15 protein-coding genes are annotated in these 16,331 nt (G+C 75.2%); 9 read left to right on the forward strand and 6 right to left on the reverse strand.

Annotated elements, in window-relative coordinates; genetic code table 11:
• Positions 1-32: 32 nt before the first annotated feature.
• From ACZ52J_RS02205 to ACZ52J_RS02225, 5 genes are all read left to right on the forward strand, one after another.
• A complete protein-coding gene (locus ACZ52J_RS02205; protein ID WP_465615101.1) occupies positions 33-563 on the forward strand; it encodes a RipA family octameric membrane protein in 531 nt (176 codons plus the stop codon).
• Positions 563-865, forward strand: a complete 303-nt coding sequence (locus tag ACZ52J_RS02210; protein WP_465615102.1) for a DUF7701 domain-containing protein — start codon at positions 563-565, stop codon at positions 863-865. The genes ACZ52J_RS02205 and ACZ52J_RS02210 overlap by 1 nt, the downstream gene beginning before the upstream one ends.
• Positions 866-1,035: 170 nt before the next feature.
• Positions 1,036-1,938 carry an RNA polymerase sigma factor SigF gene (locus ACZ52J_RS02215; RefSeq protein WP_465615103.1) on the forward strand — a complete coding sequence of 301 codons (903 nt, stop codon included), beginning with the start codon at positions 1,036-1,038 and terminating at the stop codon, positions 1,936-1,938.
• A 128-nt stretch (positions 1,939-2,066) separates the two neighbouring features.
• Positions 2,067-2,459 carry an STAS domain-containing protein gene (locus tag ACZ52J_RS02220; RefSeq protein WP_465615104.1) on the forward strand — a complete coding sequence of 131 codons (393 nt, stop codon included), beginning with the start codon at positions 2,067-2,069 and terminating at the stop codon, positions 2,457-2,459.
• Positions 2,460-2,771: 312 nt separating this feature from the next.
• A complete protein-coding gene (locus ACZ52J_RS02225; RefSeq protein WP_465615105.1) occupies positions 2,772-3,230 on the forward strand; it encodes an ATP-binding protein in 459 nt (152 codons plus the stop codon).
• 76 nt (positions 3,231-3,306) lie between these two features.
• Here ACZ52J_RS02225 and ACZ52J_RS02230 read toward each other — a convergent pair whose 3' ends face one another.
• A complete protein-coding gene (locus tag ACZ52J_RS02230; protein ID WP_465615106.1) occupies positions 3,307-3,675 on the reverse strand; it encodes a PRC-barrel domain-containing protein in 369 nt (122 codons plus the stop codon).
• A gap of 254 nt (positions 3,676-3,929) precedes the next feature.
• Here ACZ52J_RS02230 and ACZ52J_RS02235 point away from each other — a divergent pair, with 254 nt between their 5' ends.
• Positions 3,930-5,033 (forward strand): mechanosensitive ion channel family protein, encoded by a 1,104-nt coding sequence (locus tag ACZ52J_RS02235; protein WP_465615107.1) that lies wholly within the window; start codon positions 3,930-3,932, stop codon positions 5,031-5,033.
• A 37-nt stretch (positions 5,034-5,070) separates the two neighbouring features.
• Here the strand turns inward: ACZ52J_RS02235 and ACZ52J_RS02240 are convergent, their stop codons facing one another.
• On the reverse strand, positions 5,071-5,694 hold the full coding sequence (locus ACZ52J_RS02240) for a TetR/AcrR family transcriptional regulator (protein WP_465615108.1): 624 nt from the start codon (positions 5,692-5,694) through the stop codon (positions 5,071-5,073).
• Positions 5,695-5,826: 132 nt separating this feature from the next.
• On the opposite strand from ACZ52J_RS02240, the gene ACZ52J_RS02245 reads away from it, so the two are divergent.
• Entirely contained in the window at positions 5,827-8,025 is a 2,199-nt protein-coding gene (locus ACZ52J_RS02245; protein WP_465615109.1) for an MMPL family transporter, read from the forward strand.
• A gap of 41 nt (positions 8,026-8,066) precedes the next feature.
• On the opposite strand, the gene ACZ52J_RS02250 is transcribed toward ACZ52J_RS02245, so the two are convergent.
• Positions 8,067-8,744, reverse strand: a complete 678-nt coding sequence (locus tag ACZ52J_RS02250; RefSeq protein WP_465615110.1) for a hypothetical protein — start codon at positions 8,742-8,744, stop codon at positions 8,067-8,069.
• A 103-nt stretch (positions 8,745-8,847) separates the two neighbouring features.
• Between ACZ52J_RS02250 and ACZ52J_RS02255 the strand changes: the two genes are divergently transcribed.
• A complete protein-coding gene (locus tag ACZ52J_RS02255) occupies positions 8,848-10,185 on the forward strand; it encodes a M14 family zinc carboxypeptidase (protein ID WP_465615111.1) in 1,338 nt (445 codons plus the stop codon).
• A 58-nt stretch (positions 10,186-10,243) separates the two neighbouring features.
• Here ACZ52J_RS02255 and ACZ52J_RS02260 read toward each other — a convergent pair whose 3' ends face one another.
• The gene (locus ACZ52J_RS02260) at positions 10,244-10,828 is read right to left on the reverse strand and encodes a TetR/AcrR family transcriptional regulator (protein WP_465615112.1); all 585 of its coding nucleotides are present in this window, start codon (positions 10,826-10,828) and stop codon (positions 10,244-10,246) included.
• Between the two features lie 95 nt (positions 10,829-10,923).
• On the opposite strand from ACZ52J_RS02260, the gene ACZ52J_RS02265 reads away from it, so the two are divergent.
• Entirely contained in the window at positions 10,924-11,814 is an 891-nt protein-coding gene (locus ACZ52J_RS02265) for a class I SAM-dependent methyltransferase (RefSeq protein WP_465615113.1), read from the forward strand.
• A gap of 14 nt (positions 11,815-11,828) precedes the next feature.
• Here the strand turns inward: ACZ52J_RS02265 and ACZ52J_RS02270 are convergent, their stop codons facing one another.
• Both ACZ52J_RS02270 and ACZ52J_RS02275 read right to left on the reverse strand, forming a co-directional pair.
• Entirely contained in the window at positions 11,829-14,060 is a 2,232-nt protein-coding gene (locus tag ACZ52J_RS02270; protein ID WP_465615114.1) for an MMPL family transporter, read from the reverse strand.
• Positions 14,061-14,215: 155 nt separating this feature from the next.
• Entirely contained in the window at positions 14,216-16,234 is a 2,019-nt protein-coding gene (locus ACZ52J_RS02275) for an NHL repeat-containing protein (protein WP_465615116.1), read from the reverse strand.
• Positions 16,235-16,331 lie beyond the last annotated feature (97 nt).

Below are 16,331 nucleotides of genomic sequence, written 5' to 3' on the forward strand. Positions count from 1 at the left end.
GACGTCGCATCAGTGTCGGCGGGGGCGGCACCGTGCCCGAACGGTTCGTCCTCGCCGCCCGCCCGACCGAGGGAAGCGCGATGACCGTGCCGCCGGAGTGGAACCGCCAGACCGAACTGCTGGAGCTGTACAAACTCGCCGTGGAGATGGCCGACCGCGTCTCGGCCCGCCGGGGCACCGCCAACACCTTCTTCCTGTCCGTGCAGACCGCCCTGGTCACCCTCATCGGCTTCGGCATACCCAGGCTCTCCGAGTCCCCGTGGTGGGTGCCCACCGCCGTCGCCCTGGCCGGCATCACCCTCTCCGTCGCCTGGTGGATGCAGCTGCGCAGCTACCGGGACCTCAACGCCGCCAAGTTCAAGATCATCAACGCCCTGGAGGAGCAACTCGCGACGCGGATCTACACCGACGAGTGGGACACCCTCAGGAACGCGACCCGCAGCGGCCGGTGGCGCAAGCACTACACCGAACTCGGTACCACCGAGCGGGCCGTGCCGGTCGTCTTCGCGGCGGCCCACCTGATCCTGCTCACCGGCACCCTGGTCACCGGCACACTGGCCTGATGAGCCACCTCGATCCCATCGCCGATCTCATCCGTGCCTGCCTGCCCTCGGAGGCGAGACCTCCCGCCGGCTCCGACGACCTCTTCCGCCTCTACGCCGTCCTGCTCCAGGCCAAGGGCGACCAGGTCACCGACGAGGACGTCCACAACGCCTGGACCGCCTGGACCCAGTCGACCGACGACACCCACCAGGCCCTGGTGCCCTTCGACGAACTCGACGCCCCCACCCGCGCCCTGGACACCCCCTACACGCTGGCCATCCGCACCGCCGCCCGCAAACTCCACCACCCCACGGCCCGCTGAGGACCGGGGCCCGCGGACGGGGCAGTGCCGCCGCCGCGGGCCCGGGCCGCCGGTCACGCCGGGCAGCCGCCGCCGGGTTTCACGAAACCTCCACCCCGGATGGCCGCATCGACCGGCTGTCACCGGGTAACCGGGCGGTTCGACCGTGCCGACACGAGGAAGGGAATCCGATGGCCGTGCCCACTGGTGAACTGCCCGTTTCCGCCGAGCCGTCGACGGGTGAGCCGTCGGCCCCCGCGGCCGTGCCCGACGGGGGGCTGCGGGACCTGCTCCCACCGCAGCTCGCCGCGGCCGACGATCCGCGCGAGATCGCCCCGGCCGACGCACGGCAGCTCACCCGGGTGCTGCTGCGCCGGCTCGCCACCCTGGAGGAGGGGACGCGGGAGTACTCCTACGTCCGCGCCACCCTGGTGGAGATGAACCTGTCCCTGGTGCGGTTCGCGATCCGCCGCTTCACCGCGCACCGCGAGCCCCAGGAGGACCTGCTGCAGGTCGGCGCGGTCGGCCTGATCAAGGCCATCGACCGCTTCGACCCCGGCCTCGGCGTCGAGTTCACCACCTTCGCCATGCCGACCGTCCTCGGCGAGATCCGGCGCCACTTCCGCGACACCACCTGGGCCGTCCACGTGCCGCGCCGCCTCCAGGAGCTGCGCATCGTCCTGGCCCGGGCCCAGGAGAGCCTGGCACAGGAGCTGGACCGGGCCCCCACGGTCGCCGAACTCGCCCGCCACCTCGACCTCTCCGCGGAGGAGGTGGTCGAGGGCCTGACCGCCGCCAACGGGCACACCGCCGGCTCCCTGGACACCGGCACGGAGGACGACGAGGGCCCCGGCCCGCTGGGCGAGCGCCTCGGCGAGGACGACCCGGACCTCTCCCTCGTCGAGGACCTGGTGGCGCTCAAGCCGCTGGTCGCCGCCCTGCCCGAGCGCGAGCGCCTCATCCTCTCGATGCGCTTCTGCGAGGACCTGACGCAGTCCCAGATCGGCGCCCGCCTCGGGCTGTCCCAGATGCACGTCTCCCGGCTGCTCAGCCGCACCCTGCGGCAGCTGCGCGAGGGACTGGAGGACGCCTGACCGTGCGCCGCGGCGAACCCGCCCCGGGCGGGCAACCCGCCCGGGGCGGCACCGATCCACGACCCCCTGCTTGGCCGACGGGCGCGACCTCCGTATGGTCGAAGGGCACGGACAGGGAGGGGACGACGATGACGCCATCCGACGACCAGAGGGAGATCGTGCTGGCGGCCTCCCCGCCCCGGCCTGAGCTGGCGGTGCGGACCCGTCACGAGGCCTGCGGCGCGGTGGTGTGCGTCCTGGTGGGCGACCTCGACATCGAGACGCTCGCACCGGCCGCCGACGCGCTCACCGCCCTGGTCGCGCAGCGCCCCCGCGCGGTGGTGATCGACCTCGCCGGCGTGGGCTTCTGCGACTCCTCCGGCCTGAACCTGCTGCTCAAGACGCGCCTCGCGGCGGGGGAGGAGCGGGTGGCCCTGTACCTGGCCGCCGTGTCACCCACCGTCATGCGGGTCCTCGAACTGACCGGCGCGCAGGCCGTGTTCTCCCTCCACGAGTCGGTCGCAGCGGCCCTGGAGGCCTGAGCCGGGGCGGTCGGTCCTCCCGGCGCGGGCGGCGCACCGGGCGCGCCGTCCGGGCCGCGGCCCGGGTGTGCCGTTCGCGCCACGGCCCGGGGCCGTGGCGGTGCATAATCCGGAAAGCACCGGGAATCCGACCATGCGAACCGCCGTCGATCCGAAAGGGTGCCCTCACAGCAATCCGTGTGACTACCTGACGGATGATCACATATCAACATGCTGTTCCGCCCTGGCGGCGAAACGGCTGTCCATGACCCGCTACGCGGGCGATCCATTTCCTTCCCTGGCTGAAGCCGGGAGTATCCACGGAGATATCAGATGAGCCGGGGAACCCTCGATGGTGATCCGCACCGGGCCGGGACCGCGCTGCCCGTCGGCGGCCAGCGCAGACGGCTGACCCTGGCCGGGCTCCCCAAGCCGGTCGCCCACGCCAGGACCTTCACCGCCGGCGCCTTGGCCGACTGGTACGCGTGCACCGGCGAGGGCGCCGCCGCGGACGTCGTCCTGCTGGTGGCGGAACTTGTGGCCAACGCCATGCTGCACGGAGGCGGCCCGCTGGAGCTGGTCCTGGACGCCACCGGGGCCCGGCTGCGGGTCGAGGTCAGCGACCGCAGCCCGGCCATGCCCGTCCCGTGTCTGCCCCACGTGCCGGCCCTGCCCGGCGGCCACGGCCTGGTCATCGTGCAGCGCATCGCCGACCGCTGGGGCGCCGAAGCGCACAGCCAGGGCAAGACGATCTGGGCCGAGTTCGACGCCCGGCGCCTGACCCGCGCCTGACCCGGCCGCCCCTCCCGCGCACGGCGGGCGGGCGGCCGGCGGTCAGCGGACGCGGGCGCGTTTCAGAGGATGCGCCTCAGAGGATGCGACCGCTGTAGAACGGGCCGTAGTAGAGCCCGTACCGGTCGCGGGCGTCGAGTTCCGCCTCGGCCGTCTCGTCGCCGAGGTCGGGGCTGTTACGGATCTCCGCCTTGGTCCGGTCGACGTACACCTTCTGCTCCCCGACCTCGATGCGGGCGACGGTGCCGGCCGGCAGGAGCACCCGCTTGCCGAAGATCCAGGGGCCGGTGTCGACCACCAGGTACTGGGCGCCCACCTCCTCGGACAGCTTGTCCACCTTGCCGATCGGGCCGTCCTCGGCCTCCACGTGGAACCCGATGAGGTCGGTGCCGGCGGTGTGGCCGCTGGCGCTGCGGAACTCCCAGATGTCGACGTCCCCACTCATGTCCCGTTCCCTTCCCTTTCGTGCCGTGGTGCGGGCCGGACGGGTGCCCGGCCCCGCGCGTACGCGCGATGACCGCGTGCCCCGCAGCGCCGCTTCCATGCCGCGCCCGCGCCCGGGCCCGCCCGGGGCCGCCCCCTGTCGTCGCGCCGGCAGGAATGGTTGGGCCGCGCCGGGAAAAACGAGCAGGCGGCACCGGGCCGGGCGGCGTGGACCGCCCACCCGTCGGGGCCCGGGGCGGAAGGGAAGAACGGACGATGTGGTGGAGTCTGGTACGCCTGGCACTCGCGGGCGCCGCGGCGGTCCTCGCCGCGTACGGTCTGGACCGGATCGCGCAGTTCGCGGTACGGCGGCTGGCCGCCCGCGGGGGCACCACCGGCGTGCCGAAGCTGGTGCGCAGGTGCCGGCTGCCGATCCTGGCTCTGACAGCGTGCCTGCTCCTGCTCGGCGCCCTCCCGTGGGTCGCCGCGCCGGCCGCCGCCCGCGAGGGGCTGCGCCACCTGGCGGTGATCCTGGCCATCGCCGCCGGCGGGTGGCTGTGCGCCCGGGTGGTGGCGCTGCTCGTGGACAGCACCCTCAGGCTCGCCGTGCACCGCCGCGACCCGGCGTGGGCCGGCCGCGCCCGCACCCAGGCCGACCTGCTCGGCAGGATCGGCCAGGCGATCGTCGCCCTGGTGACGCTGGGCGCGGTCCTGATGACCTTTCCGGCGGTGCGCGGCATCGGCACGAGCCTGCTCGCCTCCGCCGGCCTGGTCGGCGTGGTGGCCGGTGTGGCGGCCCAGAGCACGCTGGCCAACGTCTTCGCCGGCGTCCAGCTGGCCTTCGGCGACCTCGCCCGGATCGGGGACGTGGTCGTGGTGGGCGGCGAATGGGGGACGGTGGAGGAGACCACCCTGACGGCCGTGGTGATCGAGACCTGGGACCAGCGGCGACTGGTGATGCCGATGTCCTACTTCGTCGGCCGCCCCTTCGAGAACTGGTCCCGCCGCTCCAGCCGGATCACCGGCACCGCGCTGCTCCACCTCGACCACCACGCCCCGGTCGCCCAGCTGCGGGAGGAGTTCGACGCGTTCCTGGCGAAGAACGCGCTGTGGGACGGCGAGGGCAGCGCCCTACAGGTGGTCGACACCACCCCGACCACCATCGTGGTCAGGGTGCTGGCCACCGCCGCGAACGGCGCCGACGCGTTCGAACTGCGCTGCGAGCTGCGCGAGCACCTGGTCGGCTTCCTGCGCGACCACCACCCGTACGCCCTGCCCCGCCTGTCCGTGGCGCAGGCCCCCGGCCCGCGCCCGCAGGTCCCGGACCCCCGGGCCGCCGACGAGGCGCCCCGCCCTCCCCAGGGCCCGCCCCGGCCGTGACCGGCACCGGGCCGGGCGGCCCGGACGGGGCGGCGGTTCATCCCCGCGCGGGCGCCCCGGCGGCGGCGAGGAGCGCGTGCACGGTGGCGGCCATGGTGTGGCGCGCCTGTTCGACGTCCAGGCCGCAGCCGCGCCAGTGGTGCCAGGTGCTCCACGTGGTCACCGCGTCCAGGCCGTTGAGCAGGTCGGTGCGGGCGGGCTCGGGGAGCGGGTCGAGTTCCGCGGCGAAGACCTGGGTGAGGCGCAGGCGCGCGAAGTCCAGCATCTGCCGGACGGCCTCCTGGATCCGCGAGGAGGGGTTCTCCAGCCGCATGACGGCCAGTCTGGCCGGGGTGACGCCCTCCAGGATGCGGGCGCGCTGTTCGGTGAGGGCTGCCACGCGCAGCTCGCGCGGCCCCTCGGTGGGAAGCGGCCTGATCTGGGCCGCGAGCTGTTCCAGGCGCCGGTCGACGGCCACTTCGGCGAGCTCGGCCATGTCCGCGAAGTGGTGGAACACCAGGCGGCGCGAGACGCCTGCCCGTTCGGCCACCTTGTCGGCGGGGAAGTGGGCCTGGTTCTCGTCGAGCAGTGACAGCACGGCGTCGGCGATCTTCTCGCGGGTCTGCCGCCCGCGTTCCGTGCGCCCGTCGGGGACGGGCGCGGCGGCTTCGGACCGTTTCACGTGGGCTCCTCGCCCTCTCGTTGACATTTTTGCACCGCGAGTGCAAGTGTACGCATTGCACGAGGAGTGCAATAAGTTTGGCGGGGGTCGGTCGAGGCTGCCCGCCGCACGGGAAAGGGCTGTCCGCCGCCGATGTTCACCACTGTGGGGCGCTGGTGCGCCCGCAGACCCAAGCGGGTCCTCGCGGCCTGGCTGCTGCTGACGGCCGCCGCGCTCACCGCCCTCGCCACGTTCGGGCGCGTCACCAGCGAGGCCGTCTCCATCCCCGGCAGCGACAGCCAGGCCGCCAAGGACATCGCCGACCGCGCGTTCCCCGGCTCGGCCTCCGGCAAGCAGCCGGTCCTGCTCCACACCCCGGCCGGCGCCGCCACCCTGACCGACTCCGGCGCGGCCGCCGCGGTGCGCAGCGCGGCCGCGGCCATCACGGCGGTGCCGCACGTGGTCGCCGTCACCACGCCCGACGACCCGGCCGGCGCGGGCAGCATCAGCGCCGACGGCCACACCGCCTACCTGTCGGTCGAACTCGACGTCTCCGGACGGGAGGTGACGCCCGCGACGACCGATGCCGTGCTCGCCGCGGCGGCCCCGGCCACCGCCGCCGGCATCGAGGTGACCCCGGGCGGCTACCTGGCCGCCGCGGTCGACAAGGGGAGCACCGGGCGCAGCGAGGCCATCGGCCTCGGCGCCGCCCTGGTGATCCTCACCCTCACCCTCGGCAGTCTCGTCGCCGCCGCGCTGCCGCTGCTCGCCGGCGTGATCGGCCTCGGCATCGCGCTGCCCGTCCTCGGCCTGGTCGGCCACCTGATGGACGTGCCCGAGGCGGGCGAGACCATCGCCGCCATGATCGGCCTGGGCGTCGGCATCGACTACACCCTCTTCGGCCTAACCCGTTTCCGGGACCTGCGCGCCGCCGGGGTCGGGATCGAGGACGCCGCCGTGCGCACCACCGCCGGGTCCGGCAAGTCCGTGGCCTTCGCCGGCAGCGCCGTCGTCGCCGCGCTCGCCGGACTGGCCCTGGGCGGACTGCCGCTGCTGTACGCCCTGGCGCTCGCCCCCGCGATCGCCGTGGTGACGGCGCTGGGCGTGAACCTCACGCTGCTGCCCGCGGTCCTCGTCCTGCTGGGCGGTCGGCTGACCCCCCGGCCCGCCGCCCCCGCCCCCGAGGGGCGCCCGCGCGGCTGGGGGCGGGTCGCCGCCCTGGTCGCGGCCCGGCCCTGGCCCCTGTTGCTGGCCGGCCTGGCCCTGCTCGGCGCCCTCGCCGTCCCGGCCGCCCGCCTGCACCTGGGCCGGCTGGACGCGGGCAGCAAGGCCGCGGGGAGCATGAGCCGCACCGCCTACGACCGGATGGCCGCGGCCTTCGGCCCGGGTGTGGGCGGCGTGCTCCAGGTCGTCGACGTGCTGCCCGCCCCGGCGGCCGGGGGAGCCGGCGACCCGCGGGCGGCGGCCGTGACCACCGCGCTGCGCGGGGCGGAGGGCGTGGCCGCCGTCAGCCCGCCCGCGCTCGCCGCCGACGGCCGCACCGTCCGCTGGCAGGTCACTCCGGCCACCGCCCCCTCCGACCCCGCCACCACCGCCCTCGTCCACCGGCTGCGTTCGGACGTGCTGCCCGCCGCCACCGGGAGCGGCCAGGTCGTCCACGTCGGCGGCACCCCCGCCGCCCAGGCGGACCTCAACGCGCGGATCGCGCAGCGCATGCCGCTGGTCGTCGGCTTCGTCCTGACCGTCGCGGGCCTGCTCCTGCTGCTGGCCTTCCGCTCGCCGGTCGTCGCGGCGAAGGCGGCCGTGATGAACCTGGTCTCGGTCGCCGCCGCCTACGGTGTGCTCACCGCCGTCTTCCAGCAGGGCCACGGTGCCCGGCTGATCGGCCTGGACGGCGCCGTGCCGATCCCCGGCTACGTGCCCCTGCTGATGTTCGCCGTGCTCTTCGGGCTGTCGATGGACTACGAGGTCTTCCTGCTCAGCGCCGTGCGGGAGGGCTACCTGCGGGAGCGGGACAACCGGCGCGCCGTGGTGGCCGGCCTCGCCGGCACCGGACGGATCATCAGCTCGGCCGCCCTGATCATGGTCGCCGTCTTCCTCGGCTACCTGCTCTCCGACGATCCGGTCGTCAAGATGTTCGGCATCGGCCTGGCGACCGCCGTCGCCCTGGACGCGACCGTCGTCCGCGGCCTGCTGGTCCCCTCCACCATGGTCCTGCTCGGCGACGGGAACTGGTGGCTGCCCCGATGGCTCGACCGCCTCCTGCCGCACGTCGACATCGAGGGCGACGGCCACCGGGAGCACCCCGCCGCACCGCACACCGTCCCCGCGGCGGCCGCAACCGGGGCGTGAGCCCCCCGTGCCCGCGCCCGCCGCCGGTCCCGCCTCGCTGCTCAGTCGGAGTCCGCCGCCTCCAGCGCGGCGTCGACGGCCTGCCCGGCGGCGGCCTGCTCGACGCGCCGGGCGAGCATCGTCGCCAGCTTCCGCAGCTTCGGCACGTCCGCCGAGTCCTCCAGCATGGCGCCCGCGAAGGTGGTGCCCACCCGCATCAGGATGACGTTGCGCGCGCTGCTGCCGTGCGTGCCGCTGAAGGCGACGGTCTCGTTGCCGATGGTCGGCACCGACAGCTTGGAGGCCGTCTTGCCGGCTTTCGTCTCGAACTCCTTCGCGGTCATCGCGAGGTAGGCGTCGGCCTGGTCCTTGGTGGCGAAGGTGGTGATCTTGAACGTGGCCGTGACGGGACCGTCCTCGAAGTCGGCGGTCCCGTCGAGCTTGCAGCCCGGGCAGTCCTTGTCGGTGCCGTCCTCGACGGAGACCCGGTTGTTGTGGACCTCCCAGCCGGGCATGGCCGCACGGCCCGGCAGGGTCTGCTTCAGCGCGACCTTGTCGGAGAGCACGGTCTGGAAGTCCGGCCACTTCTGCGCACCGGCGGCCAGTTCGCCGGAGACCGGGCCGGAGCCGCAGGCGGTCAGCGCGCCGCCCAGTACGACCGATGCGATGCCGATGCCCAACCCCCGTGCGGTGGTGCCGATGTGCGCGGCCATGCCGTACTCCCCGTCCCTGGCTTCCAAGATCATCGGATGATATGTCAACTCAAGGGTCGTGCGGACAACTCCCGCCGCGCCCCCGTCCGTCGTACGCTCCGAGCCCGGGGAGACGACCACAGGGGGCCGGATGCTGACCGACACATCGACCGGCGCGGGCAAGGCGGTACTGCTCCACGACCGCTGTCCCACGCTCGCCGAACTCGCCGACACCGCCCACCGGTTGGCCGCCCTGCGACCCGACCTCTGCCGGGTGCGCACCGTCGGCACCTCCCGGGCCGGCCGCCCGCTCACGCTCCTGTCGGTCGGCCGCGCCGAGCGCAACGTCCTGGTCGTGGCGGGCGCGCACGCCGACGAGTTCGCCGGCCGCGCCAGCACCGTGGAACTCGCCCACCGGGTCCTCGCCCGCCCCGCCCTGCGCACCGCCGCGACCTGGAACTTCCTGCTCTGCCTCGACCCCGACGGCGCGCACCTCGCACGCGGCGCCCTCACCGCCCGCACCCTGCCCGAGTACTTCGCCGGCTACTTCCGCCCCGCCGCCGAGGAACAACCCGAATGGGCCCCGGCGGTCGGCGGCCGCCTCCCGGAGAGCCGGGCCCTGCTCGACCTGATCGACGAACTGCGGCCCACCCTCCAGTTCACCCTGCACAGCATGGACGTGGGCGGCACCTTCCTCCAGGCCACCCGCGACCCGGCCGACCTCGCCGCCCCGTTCGCCACCTCCGCCGCCGCCCTCGGCATCCCGGTCGAGACCGGCACCTACGACACCTTCTGGCTGCGCGAGTCCGGCCCCGGCGTCTTCCTGATGGAGCCCCACCACATCGACCGCCAGGAGAGCAGCACCGGCATGCTGACACCGCACCGCGCCGAGAGGGCCGGTGACACCGGCGGCGTCCGGGCCTCCACCTGGTTCGCCCCGCAGCGCCACGGCGGCGAGACCGTCATCGTCGAAGTACCCGCCTGGACCAGCGACCGCCTCGGCGACACCCGCCCGGCCGACGACGCCCCCGAGCGCCTGACCGCCAGCGCCGACCGGCTGCGCACCCGCACCGCCCTGCTCGCCGACCTGCTGGACGCCGCCCTGCCCCACCTGCCCGACCGGGACACCGCCCTGCTCCGCGCCGTCCGCAGCCCGCTGACCGCCTCCCGGCAGCTCGCCGACGAATGGGACCCGCGGGCGCTCGGCCGGCGCCTGCTGGGCCCGGGGCTGATGACCCGGGCGAAACTGGCCGGCATCGACCTGTGGGCGCACCGCATCCCGGTGCGCGCCGCCGCCCTGCTGCGGCGCGTCGTCGACCCGGCCGGGGCCCGCCTGGCCCCCGACACCGCCCGCCTCGACGCCCTCCTACAGGACTGGTGCGCCCGCTACCAGCGGCGCTTCCGGCCCGCCTGGCTGCCGGTGGCCCGCCAGGCCGAGCACCAGGCCAACATCGTCCAGGCCGCCGTGGAGCTGCACCTGACGGCCTGACCGGCCCGGCCGTCCCGGGCGGAAGGGCCCGGGCGGGAGGGCGGCCGGGGCCGTCGGGTCAGGCCTCGGTGACCAGCGCGGCGACCAGTCGCCGGACCAGCTGCGCGCCGTCGGCCGACCGGTCCCCGTACATCAGCAGGTGGTGGACCGTGCCCACGAGGGCGAGCGCGAGCATCGCGCAGTCGGCGTCCGCGCGGACCCGGCCCAGGCGCTGCTCGGCCTCCAGGTAGCGGACGACCGCGCCCTCGACCGCGTCCGGTCCGGGCGCGCCGGCCTCCCAGGCCAGCCGCACCCGCTGCGTGGCGCCCTGCCGGGCGAGCGCGGCCGCCGCGATCACCGGCCCGGTGGTGCCGAGCAGGACGAGCGCGGCGCCGGTCAGGTTCTCCCGCACCTCCCCGCTGCCCGCCCGCCCGGGCAGCGGGGCGACCTCGGCGGCGATCCGCGCGAAGCGGTCCAGGACGAGCTGGGCCATGAAGTCGTCCAGGTCGGCGAAGTGGTTGTACAGCAGCCCCTTCGCGCAGTCGGCCTCCTCGGTGACGGACCGGTTGGTCAGCCCGGCCGGCCCCTCGCGGGCGAGCACGCGCTCGGCCGCCGTGAACAGCCGTTCCCGCACGTCGGGGATCGCTACGCCGCGTGGTGACATCCAGGTCCTCCGGAACGGGTCTTGCGCAGTATGGGCGAGTGCCCATACCTTGCTATGGGCGATCGCCCATACTAGTGTCCGACAGGAGCGAACCCATGCGCACACCCGTCAACACCGCCCAGTCCCACGCCTGGAACGGCGACGAAGGCCAGCACTGGAGCGACCACCACGACCGCTGGGACGCCGTCAACGAAGGCTTCGACCCGCTGCTCCTGGCCGCCGCCGCGATCACCCCCGCCGACCGCGTCCTCGACATCGGCTGCGGCGCCGGCCACACCACCCGCCGCGCCGCCCGAGCCGCCACCCACGGCTCCGTCCTCGGCCTCGACCTCTCCGCCCCGATGCTGGCCCGCGCCCGCGCCCTGACCGCCGACCAGGACCCGGACCACACCCCCTCCGGCCGGATCGCCTTCGAACAGGGCGACGCCCAGATCCATCCCCTGCCCACCGCCGCCTTCGACGTCGCGATCAGCCGCTTCGGGATCATGTTCTTCGAAGACCCCGTCGCCGCCTTCGCCAACATCGCCCGCGCCCTGCGCCCCGGCGGCCGCCTCGCCTTCGTCTGCGTGGCCGACCCCGCCCGCACCGAATGGGTCCGGGTCCTCGACGAGACGCGCGCCGCCCTCCCTCTCCCGAAGCAGCAGGACGCCCCGCCCGCCGGCCCCGGCATGTTCTCCCTCGCCGACCCCGCCGAGATCCACCGCGTCCTCGGCTCCGCCGCCCTCACCGACATCCGCACCGAACCCGCCGAGGCCCACGGACACTTCGGCCGCGACACCGCCGACGCCGCCGACCACCTCCTCGGCTCCGGCCCCGCCCGCGACCTGGCCGAACAACTCGACCGGACCCACCCGGGCGACACCGACACCCCCACCGGCACCGACCGCCTCCGCGCCGCCCTCACCACCGCCCTCGCCCCCTACGAACGACCCGACGGCGTACGGCTGCGCACCGCCGCCTGGCTGGTCACCGCCACCCGCCCCTGACCGCCCCGGGCGCCCTACGCCTGCTCGCCCTCGCCCTCGGCGTCGATGTGCGGCAGGATCCGGTCCAGGAAGCGCGGCGTCCACCAGGCCGACGCGCCCAGCAGCGTCATCACCGCCGGGACCAGCAGCAGCCGCACGATCGTGGCGTCCACCAGCACGCTCACCGCCAGGCCCAGCCCCATCATCTTGATCACCACGTTGTCGCTGACGATGAACGCCGCGAACACGCTGACCATGATCAGCGCGGCGCAGGAGATCACCCGGGCCGTGATCTCCAACGCGTGCGCCACCGCGTCCTGGCTGCGCCCGGTGCGCAGCCAGGCCTCGTGCACCCGCGAGAGCAGGAAGATCTCGTAGTCCATGCTCAGCCCGAAGACGATCGCGAACATCATCATCGGCACGTAGCTCTCGATCGGGACCTTCCCCGCCACCCCGAGCGCCGGCCCGCCCCAGCCCCACTGGAAGACCGCCACCACCACCCCGTACGAGGCCGCGATCGACAGCAGGTTGAGCACCGCGGCCTTGACCGCGACGAGCGGGCCGCGGAAGACCGCCAGGATGATCAGGAAGGCCAGCCCGACCACCACCGCGATGATCAGGACCAGCCGGCTCGACACGATGTCCAGGAAGTCGACCTGGGCCGCGGTGTTGCCGGTGACGTAGGTCTTCGCGCCGGTGCCGGCCACCGCGTCGGGCAGCACGGTGTCCGACAGGTGGTTGACCAGGTCGGTGGTGGCGCGGTCCTGCGGCGCGCTCGCCGGGATGACGGTGCCGAACAGCACCGCGCCGTCCGGGCTGGTCTGCAGCGGGGTGGCGCTGGCGGCGCCGGGCAGGCCGGTGAGGGCCTGCTGCACCGAGGCCGACACGGCCGGCCGCGTCTCGGCGGGCACGGCGCTCTGGTCCACCACCACCGTCAGCGGCGCGTTCGAGCCCGGACCGAAGGCCTGGGACATCAGGTCGTAGGCGCGCCGGTCGGTGAAGTCGGTGGAGTCGGCGCCGTCGCCGATGTGGCCCAGCTGGATGGAGAACAGCGGGATCGACAGCACCCCCAGCACCACCACCCCGGCCACCAGGTACCGCCAGGGGCGCGCCTCCACCCGCCGGGCGTAGCGGTGCCAGCTCCCGCCCTCCGCGCCCTCGGCGCCGCCGGACTCGGCGATCGGACGGCGCACGGCGAAGCGGTCCATCCGCCGCCCGATCAGCCCCATCAGCGCCGGCAGCAGGGTCAGCGCGCCGAGCACCGCCGACACCACGGTGACGGCCGCCGCGGCACCCAGCTTGGCGATGAAGGAGATCCCCGACACCGACAGCCCGGACAGCGCGATGATCACCGTGCAGCCGGAGACCAGCACCGCGCGCCCGCTGGTGGCCACCGCCTGCCCGGCCGAGACCACCGGGTCCACGCCGTCCATCAGGTTCTGCCGGTGACGGGTCAGCAGGAACAGCGCGTAGTCGATGCCCACCCCGATGCCGATCATCGTCGCCAGGGTCGGCGCGACCGTCGCGAAGGTGGACAGCGCCGCGATCAGCCCCAGCGCCCCCAGCCCGACCACCGCCGCGAACAGCGCCGTCACCAGCGGCAGCCCGGCCGCGATCGCGCTGCCGAACCCCACCAGCAGCACCACGATCGCCACCGCGAAGCCGATCGCCTCGCTGGAGCGGTCGTCCGGCGCCGGCCGGGCCAGCTCGCCCAGCGGACCGCCGTACTCCACCTGCACCCCGGCCTGGCGCAGCGGCGCCACCGCCTCGTCCACCCCGGTCAGGTAGTCGGTGCCCAGCAGCGTCGGCGTGGTGTCGAACCGGACGGTGATGTACCCGGTCAGCCCGTCGGCGGCCAGCGGACCGCCCGGCGCCACCGGCTGCCCCGGCGGCGGCAGCGGGCTCTGCACCGCGATCACGTGCGGCAGCTGCTGCAGCGAGGCGACCGCCTGGGCGATCTGCGGCTGGAAGCCGGTCAGCGGCGCGGCGTCGTGCAGCACCACCTGGGAGCTGGTGCCCGCGGCGGCCGGCTCGTGCGCCTGCAGGACGTCGCGGCCCTGCTGCGCCTGGGTGCCGGGCAGCGAGAAGTCGTCCGAGTAGGTGCCGCCGACCGTCTTGTTGGCGGCCTGGATGCCGGCCAGGGCGACGATCCACAGGACGATGACGATCAGTGAGTGGCGCGCGCACCACTCGCCCAGGCGGCGCAGCGCCGCCCGCCTGGTCGGGCGCTCGGCGGCCGAGGGGACGGGGCGGGCGGACAGCGGCATGGACGGCTCCCGGGTCTGCTGCGCGCTGGTGCGCCGGATCGGCGCAGTGTTCCCGGCGGGGCCGGACCGCCCCCGGGTACCGGCGGGTAGTCGTCCCGACGGCCCCGGCGTGGCGTCCGGGGCCGTCGGGAACGGCGGGCTGGTGGGCTGGGGGGTCAGGGCCGGGCGGGGCCGCCGAGCCCGGGGGTGGTGACGGGGGCGGCGGCGCCGATCAGGAGGACCAGTTCGTGGCCGCCGGGGTTGGTCCGGACGGGGACGGTGCGCCAGTTGTTGGCCAGCCAGACGTTGCCCGAGGGATCGATCTGCAGGCCGGTGTTGCGCTCCAGCCCGTCGCTCGGGTAGCCGGTGTCGGGCGGGGAGAGGGGCTGTCCGGTGCGGTAGCCGGGCGGGCAGGCGGTGAGGTCGGTGCCGCACAGGCGGGCGACGCGGTGGCCGCCGAAGTTGGCGACCCAGACGGTGTCGTCCCCGTCGACGGCGATGCCCCAGGGCAGGAACAGTCCGCCGTCGGTGAAGGGTTCGGGCGCCGGGGTGCCGTCGGGCCCGATCAGGGTGACCGAGGCGCCCGGGCGCGGTCCGGCCTCGGCGGCGACGGCGTCGGCGAAGTCGTCCGCGGTGGTGTCCGCGCAGGGGACCGGCAGGATGCCGCTGTTGCTGACCCAGGCGTAGCCCTTGCTGTCGGTGGCGACGGCGAGCGGGCGGCGCAGGCCGCCGCCGGTGACGGTCCGCTCCGGGGTGCCGTCGGGGGCCAGGACCTGGACGCTGTCGTTGCCGTTGCCGCTGACCCACAGCCGCCCGGCGGGGTCAACGGCGGCGCCGAAGGGCTTGCTCAGCGCGGGGGTGGGCACCTCCCGGGCGCGGGTGGCGTCACCGTCCGGGATCCGGGTCACGCTGTCGCCGCCGCAGTTGGCGACCCAGACGGTGCCGGCCCGGTCGGCGGCCATGCCCTGCGGCTGGGCGATGCCGCCGGTGCGCCATCCTTCGGGCGGGGAGAGCGGGGCGCCGTCGGGGGCGAACTGGGAGACGCTGCGCTCCAGCGGGGTCGGGTCGACGGGGCAGCCGCGGCCCTGGAAGCCGAAGTTGCCGACCCAGGCGCTGCCCCTGGCGTCGACGGTGATGCCGAAGCCGGCGCCGTACAGGCCGCCGCCGCGGTGGGGCGCGCCGGGGGCGTCCCGGCCGGTGGGGGTGAACGTGAGGACGGTGCGGCCGCCGCAGACCGGGACGGCGGGGTCGGCGCCGTAGCGGTAGTTGTTGGTGACCCAGGCGTTGCCGTCGGCGTCGAAGGCGAGGTTACCGGGGCCGTCGAGCTCGTGGCCGTTGCCGTCGTAGCGCAGGGCGAGGGTCCAGGCGTCGGGGGCGGCGGGCAGGGCGGGCCGGTAGCGGGGGGTGGTGTCGGCGAGGGCGAAGAGGGCGGCGGCGTTGTGGCCGGGGTCGTGGGCGATGTCCACGGCGGCCCGCAGGGTGTCGCGCGGCCGGTCGTGGCCGGGGCGGCGGGCCAGGTCGAACAGCTGCTCGCAGGCGTCGCCGGTGACGCACGCGGCGAGCAGGTTGGCCAGGGTGTTGAACTCGGCCATGGTCGAGGTGAGGGCGCCGTTGGGCGCGGTGGCGAGGGGGGCGGCGATGTCGCCGGTGCCGGTGTCGGCCAGATTGTGGGCGACGGCGGCGGCGTTCGGCAGCCCGGGGCGGGGGCCGGAGACGCCGGCCGGGCCGGTGAAGCGGGCCAGGGCGTAGGCGACGGCGACGGTGGTGCGCTCGTTGACGACGAGTTCGGGTGGGGCGTCGGCCCCGCTGAGCACGGCGGCGAGCACGGCCGGCCCGTCCTGCGGCGCCCCCTCCAGCGCGGCCCCGTCCTGCGCGGTGCGTTCCCCCGGGTGCCCGAGGCCGGCGAGCACGTACAGCACGGCGCGCGGGTCGTGCGGGCGGCGGTAGTCGAGGGTGAAGCGCCCGTCCTCGGCGCTGCGGGTGCGGGCCAGCACCCGTGGCGCGGCGCCCTCGCCGTCCCCGGCCTGGTAGAGCGTCACCTCGGCGCCGCCGAGCGGGGTGTCGCCGCTGCGGACCACCCCGCACCGGTCGACGGTCTCCCACCCGGCGGGGGCGGCGGCCGCCGCGTGGGAGGGTCCGGCGGCGAGCTGGGCCAGGAGGGCGGCGGTCAGCAGGACGCCGCGGCGTCGGCGCATGGGGGGCTCCGTTCGGTCGCAGGGCAACGGCGGCCCGTGCGCCCGTCACGGGCGGGGCCGCCGCCCTCCTGCCTGCCACATCCGGGGGCCGCCCGCG

It is taken from the genome of Kitasatospora sp. NPDC034035 (assembly GCF_055575755.1).

What these genes read in the sequence shown, in the direction of transcription:
- ACZ52J_RS02210 (WP_465615102.1), top strand. Translation starts at nt 563, where the DNA reads ATGAGCCACCTCGATCCCATCGCCGATCTCATCCGTGCCTGCCTGCCC.
- ACZ52J_RS02215 (WP_465615103.1), top strand. Translation starts at nt 1,036, where the DNA reads ATGGCCGTGCCCACTGGTGAACTGCCCGTTTCCGCCGAGCCGTCGACG.
- ACZ52J_RS02220 (WP_465615104.1), top strand. Translation starts at nt 2,067, where the DNA reads ATGACGCCATCCGACGACCAGAGGGAGATCGTGCTGGCGGCCTCCCCG.
- ACZ52J_RS02225 (WP_465615105.1), top strand. Translation starts at nt 2,772, where the DNA reads ATGAGCCGGGGAACCCTCGATGGTGATCCGCACCGGGCCGGGACCGCG.
- ACZ52J_RS02230 (WP_465615106.1), bottom strand. Translation starts at nt 3,675, where the DNA reads ATGAGTGGGGACGTCGACATCTGGGAGTTCCGCAGCGCCAGCGGCCAC.
- ACZ52J_RS02235 (WP_465615107.1), top strand. Translation starts at nt 3,930, where the DNA reads ATGTGGTGGAGTCTGGTACGCCTGGCACTCGCGGGCGCCGCGGCGGTC.
- ACZ52J_RS02245 (WP_465615109.1), top strand. Translation starts at nt 5,827, where the DNA reads ATGTTCACCACTGTGGGGCGCTGGTGCGCCCGCAGACCCAAGCGGGTC.
- ACZ52J_RS02255 (WP_465615111.1), top strand. Translation starts at nt 8,848, where the DNA reads ATGCTGACCGACACATCGACCGGCGCGGGCAAGGCGGTACTGCTCCAC.
- ACZ52J_RS02260 (WP_465615112.1), bottom strand. Translation starts at nt 10,828, where the DNA reads ATGTCACCACGCGGCGTAGCGATCCCCGACGTGCGGGAACGGCTGTTC.
- ACZ52J_RS02265 (WP_465615113.1), top strand. Translation starts at nt 10,924, where the DNA reads ATGCGCACACCCGTCAACACCGCCCAGTCCCACGCCTGGAACGGCGAC.
- ACZ52J_RS02270 (WP_465615114.1), bottom strand. Translation starts at nt 14,060, where the DNA reads ATGCCGCTGTCCGCCCGCCCCGTCCCCTCGGCCGCCGAGCGCCCGACC.
- ACZ52J_RS02275 (WP_465615116.1), bottom strand. Translation starts at nt 16,234, where the DNA reads ATGCGCCGACGCCGCGGCGTCCTGCTGACCGCCGCCCTCCTGGCCCAG.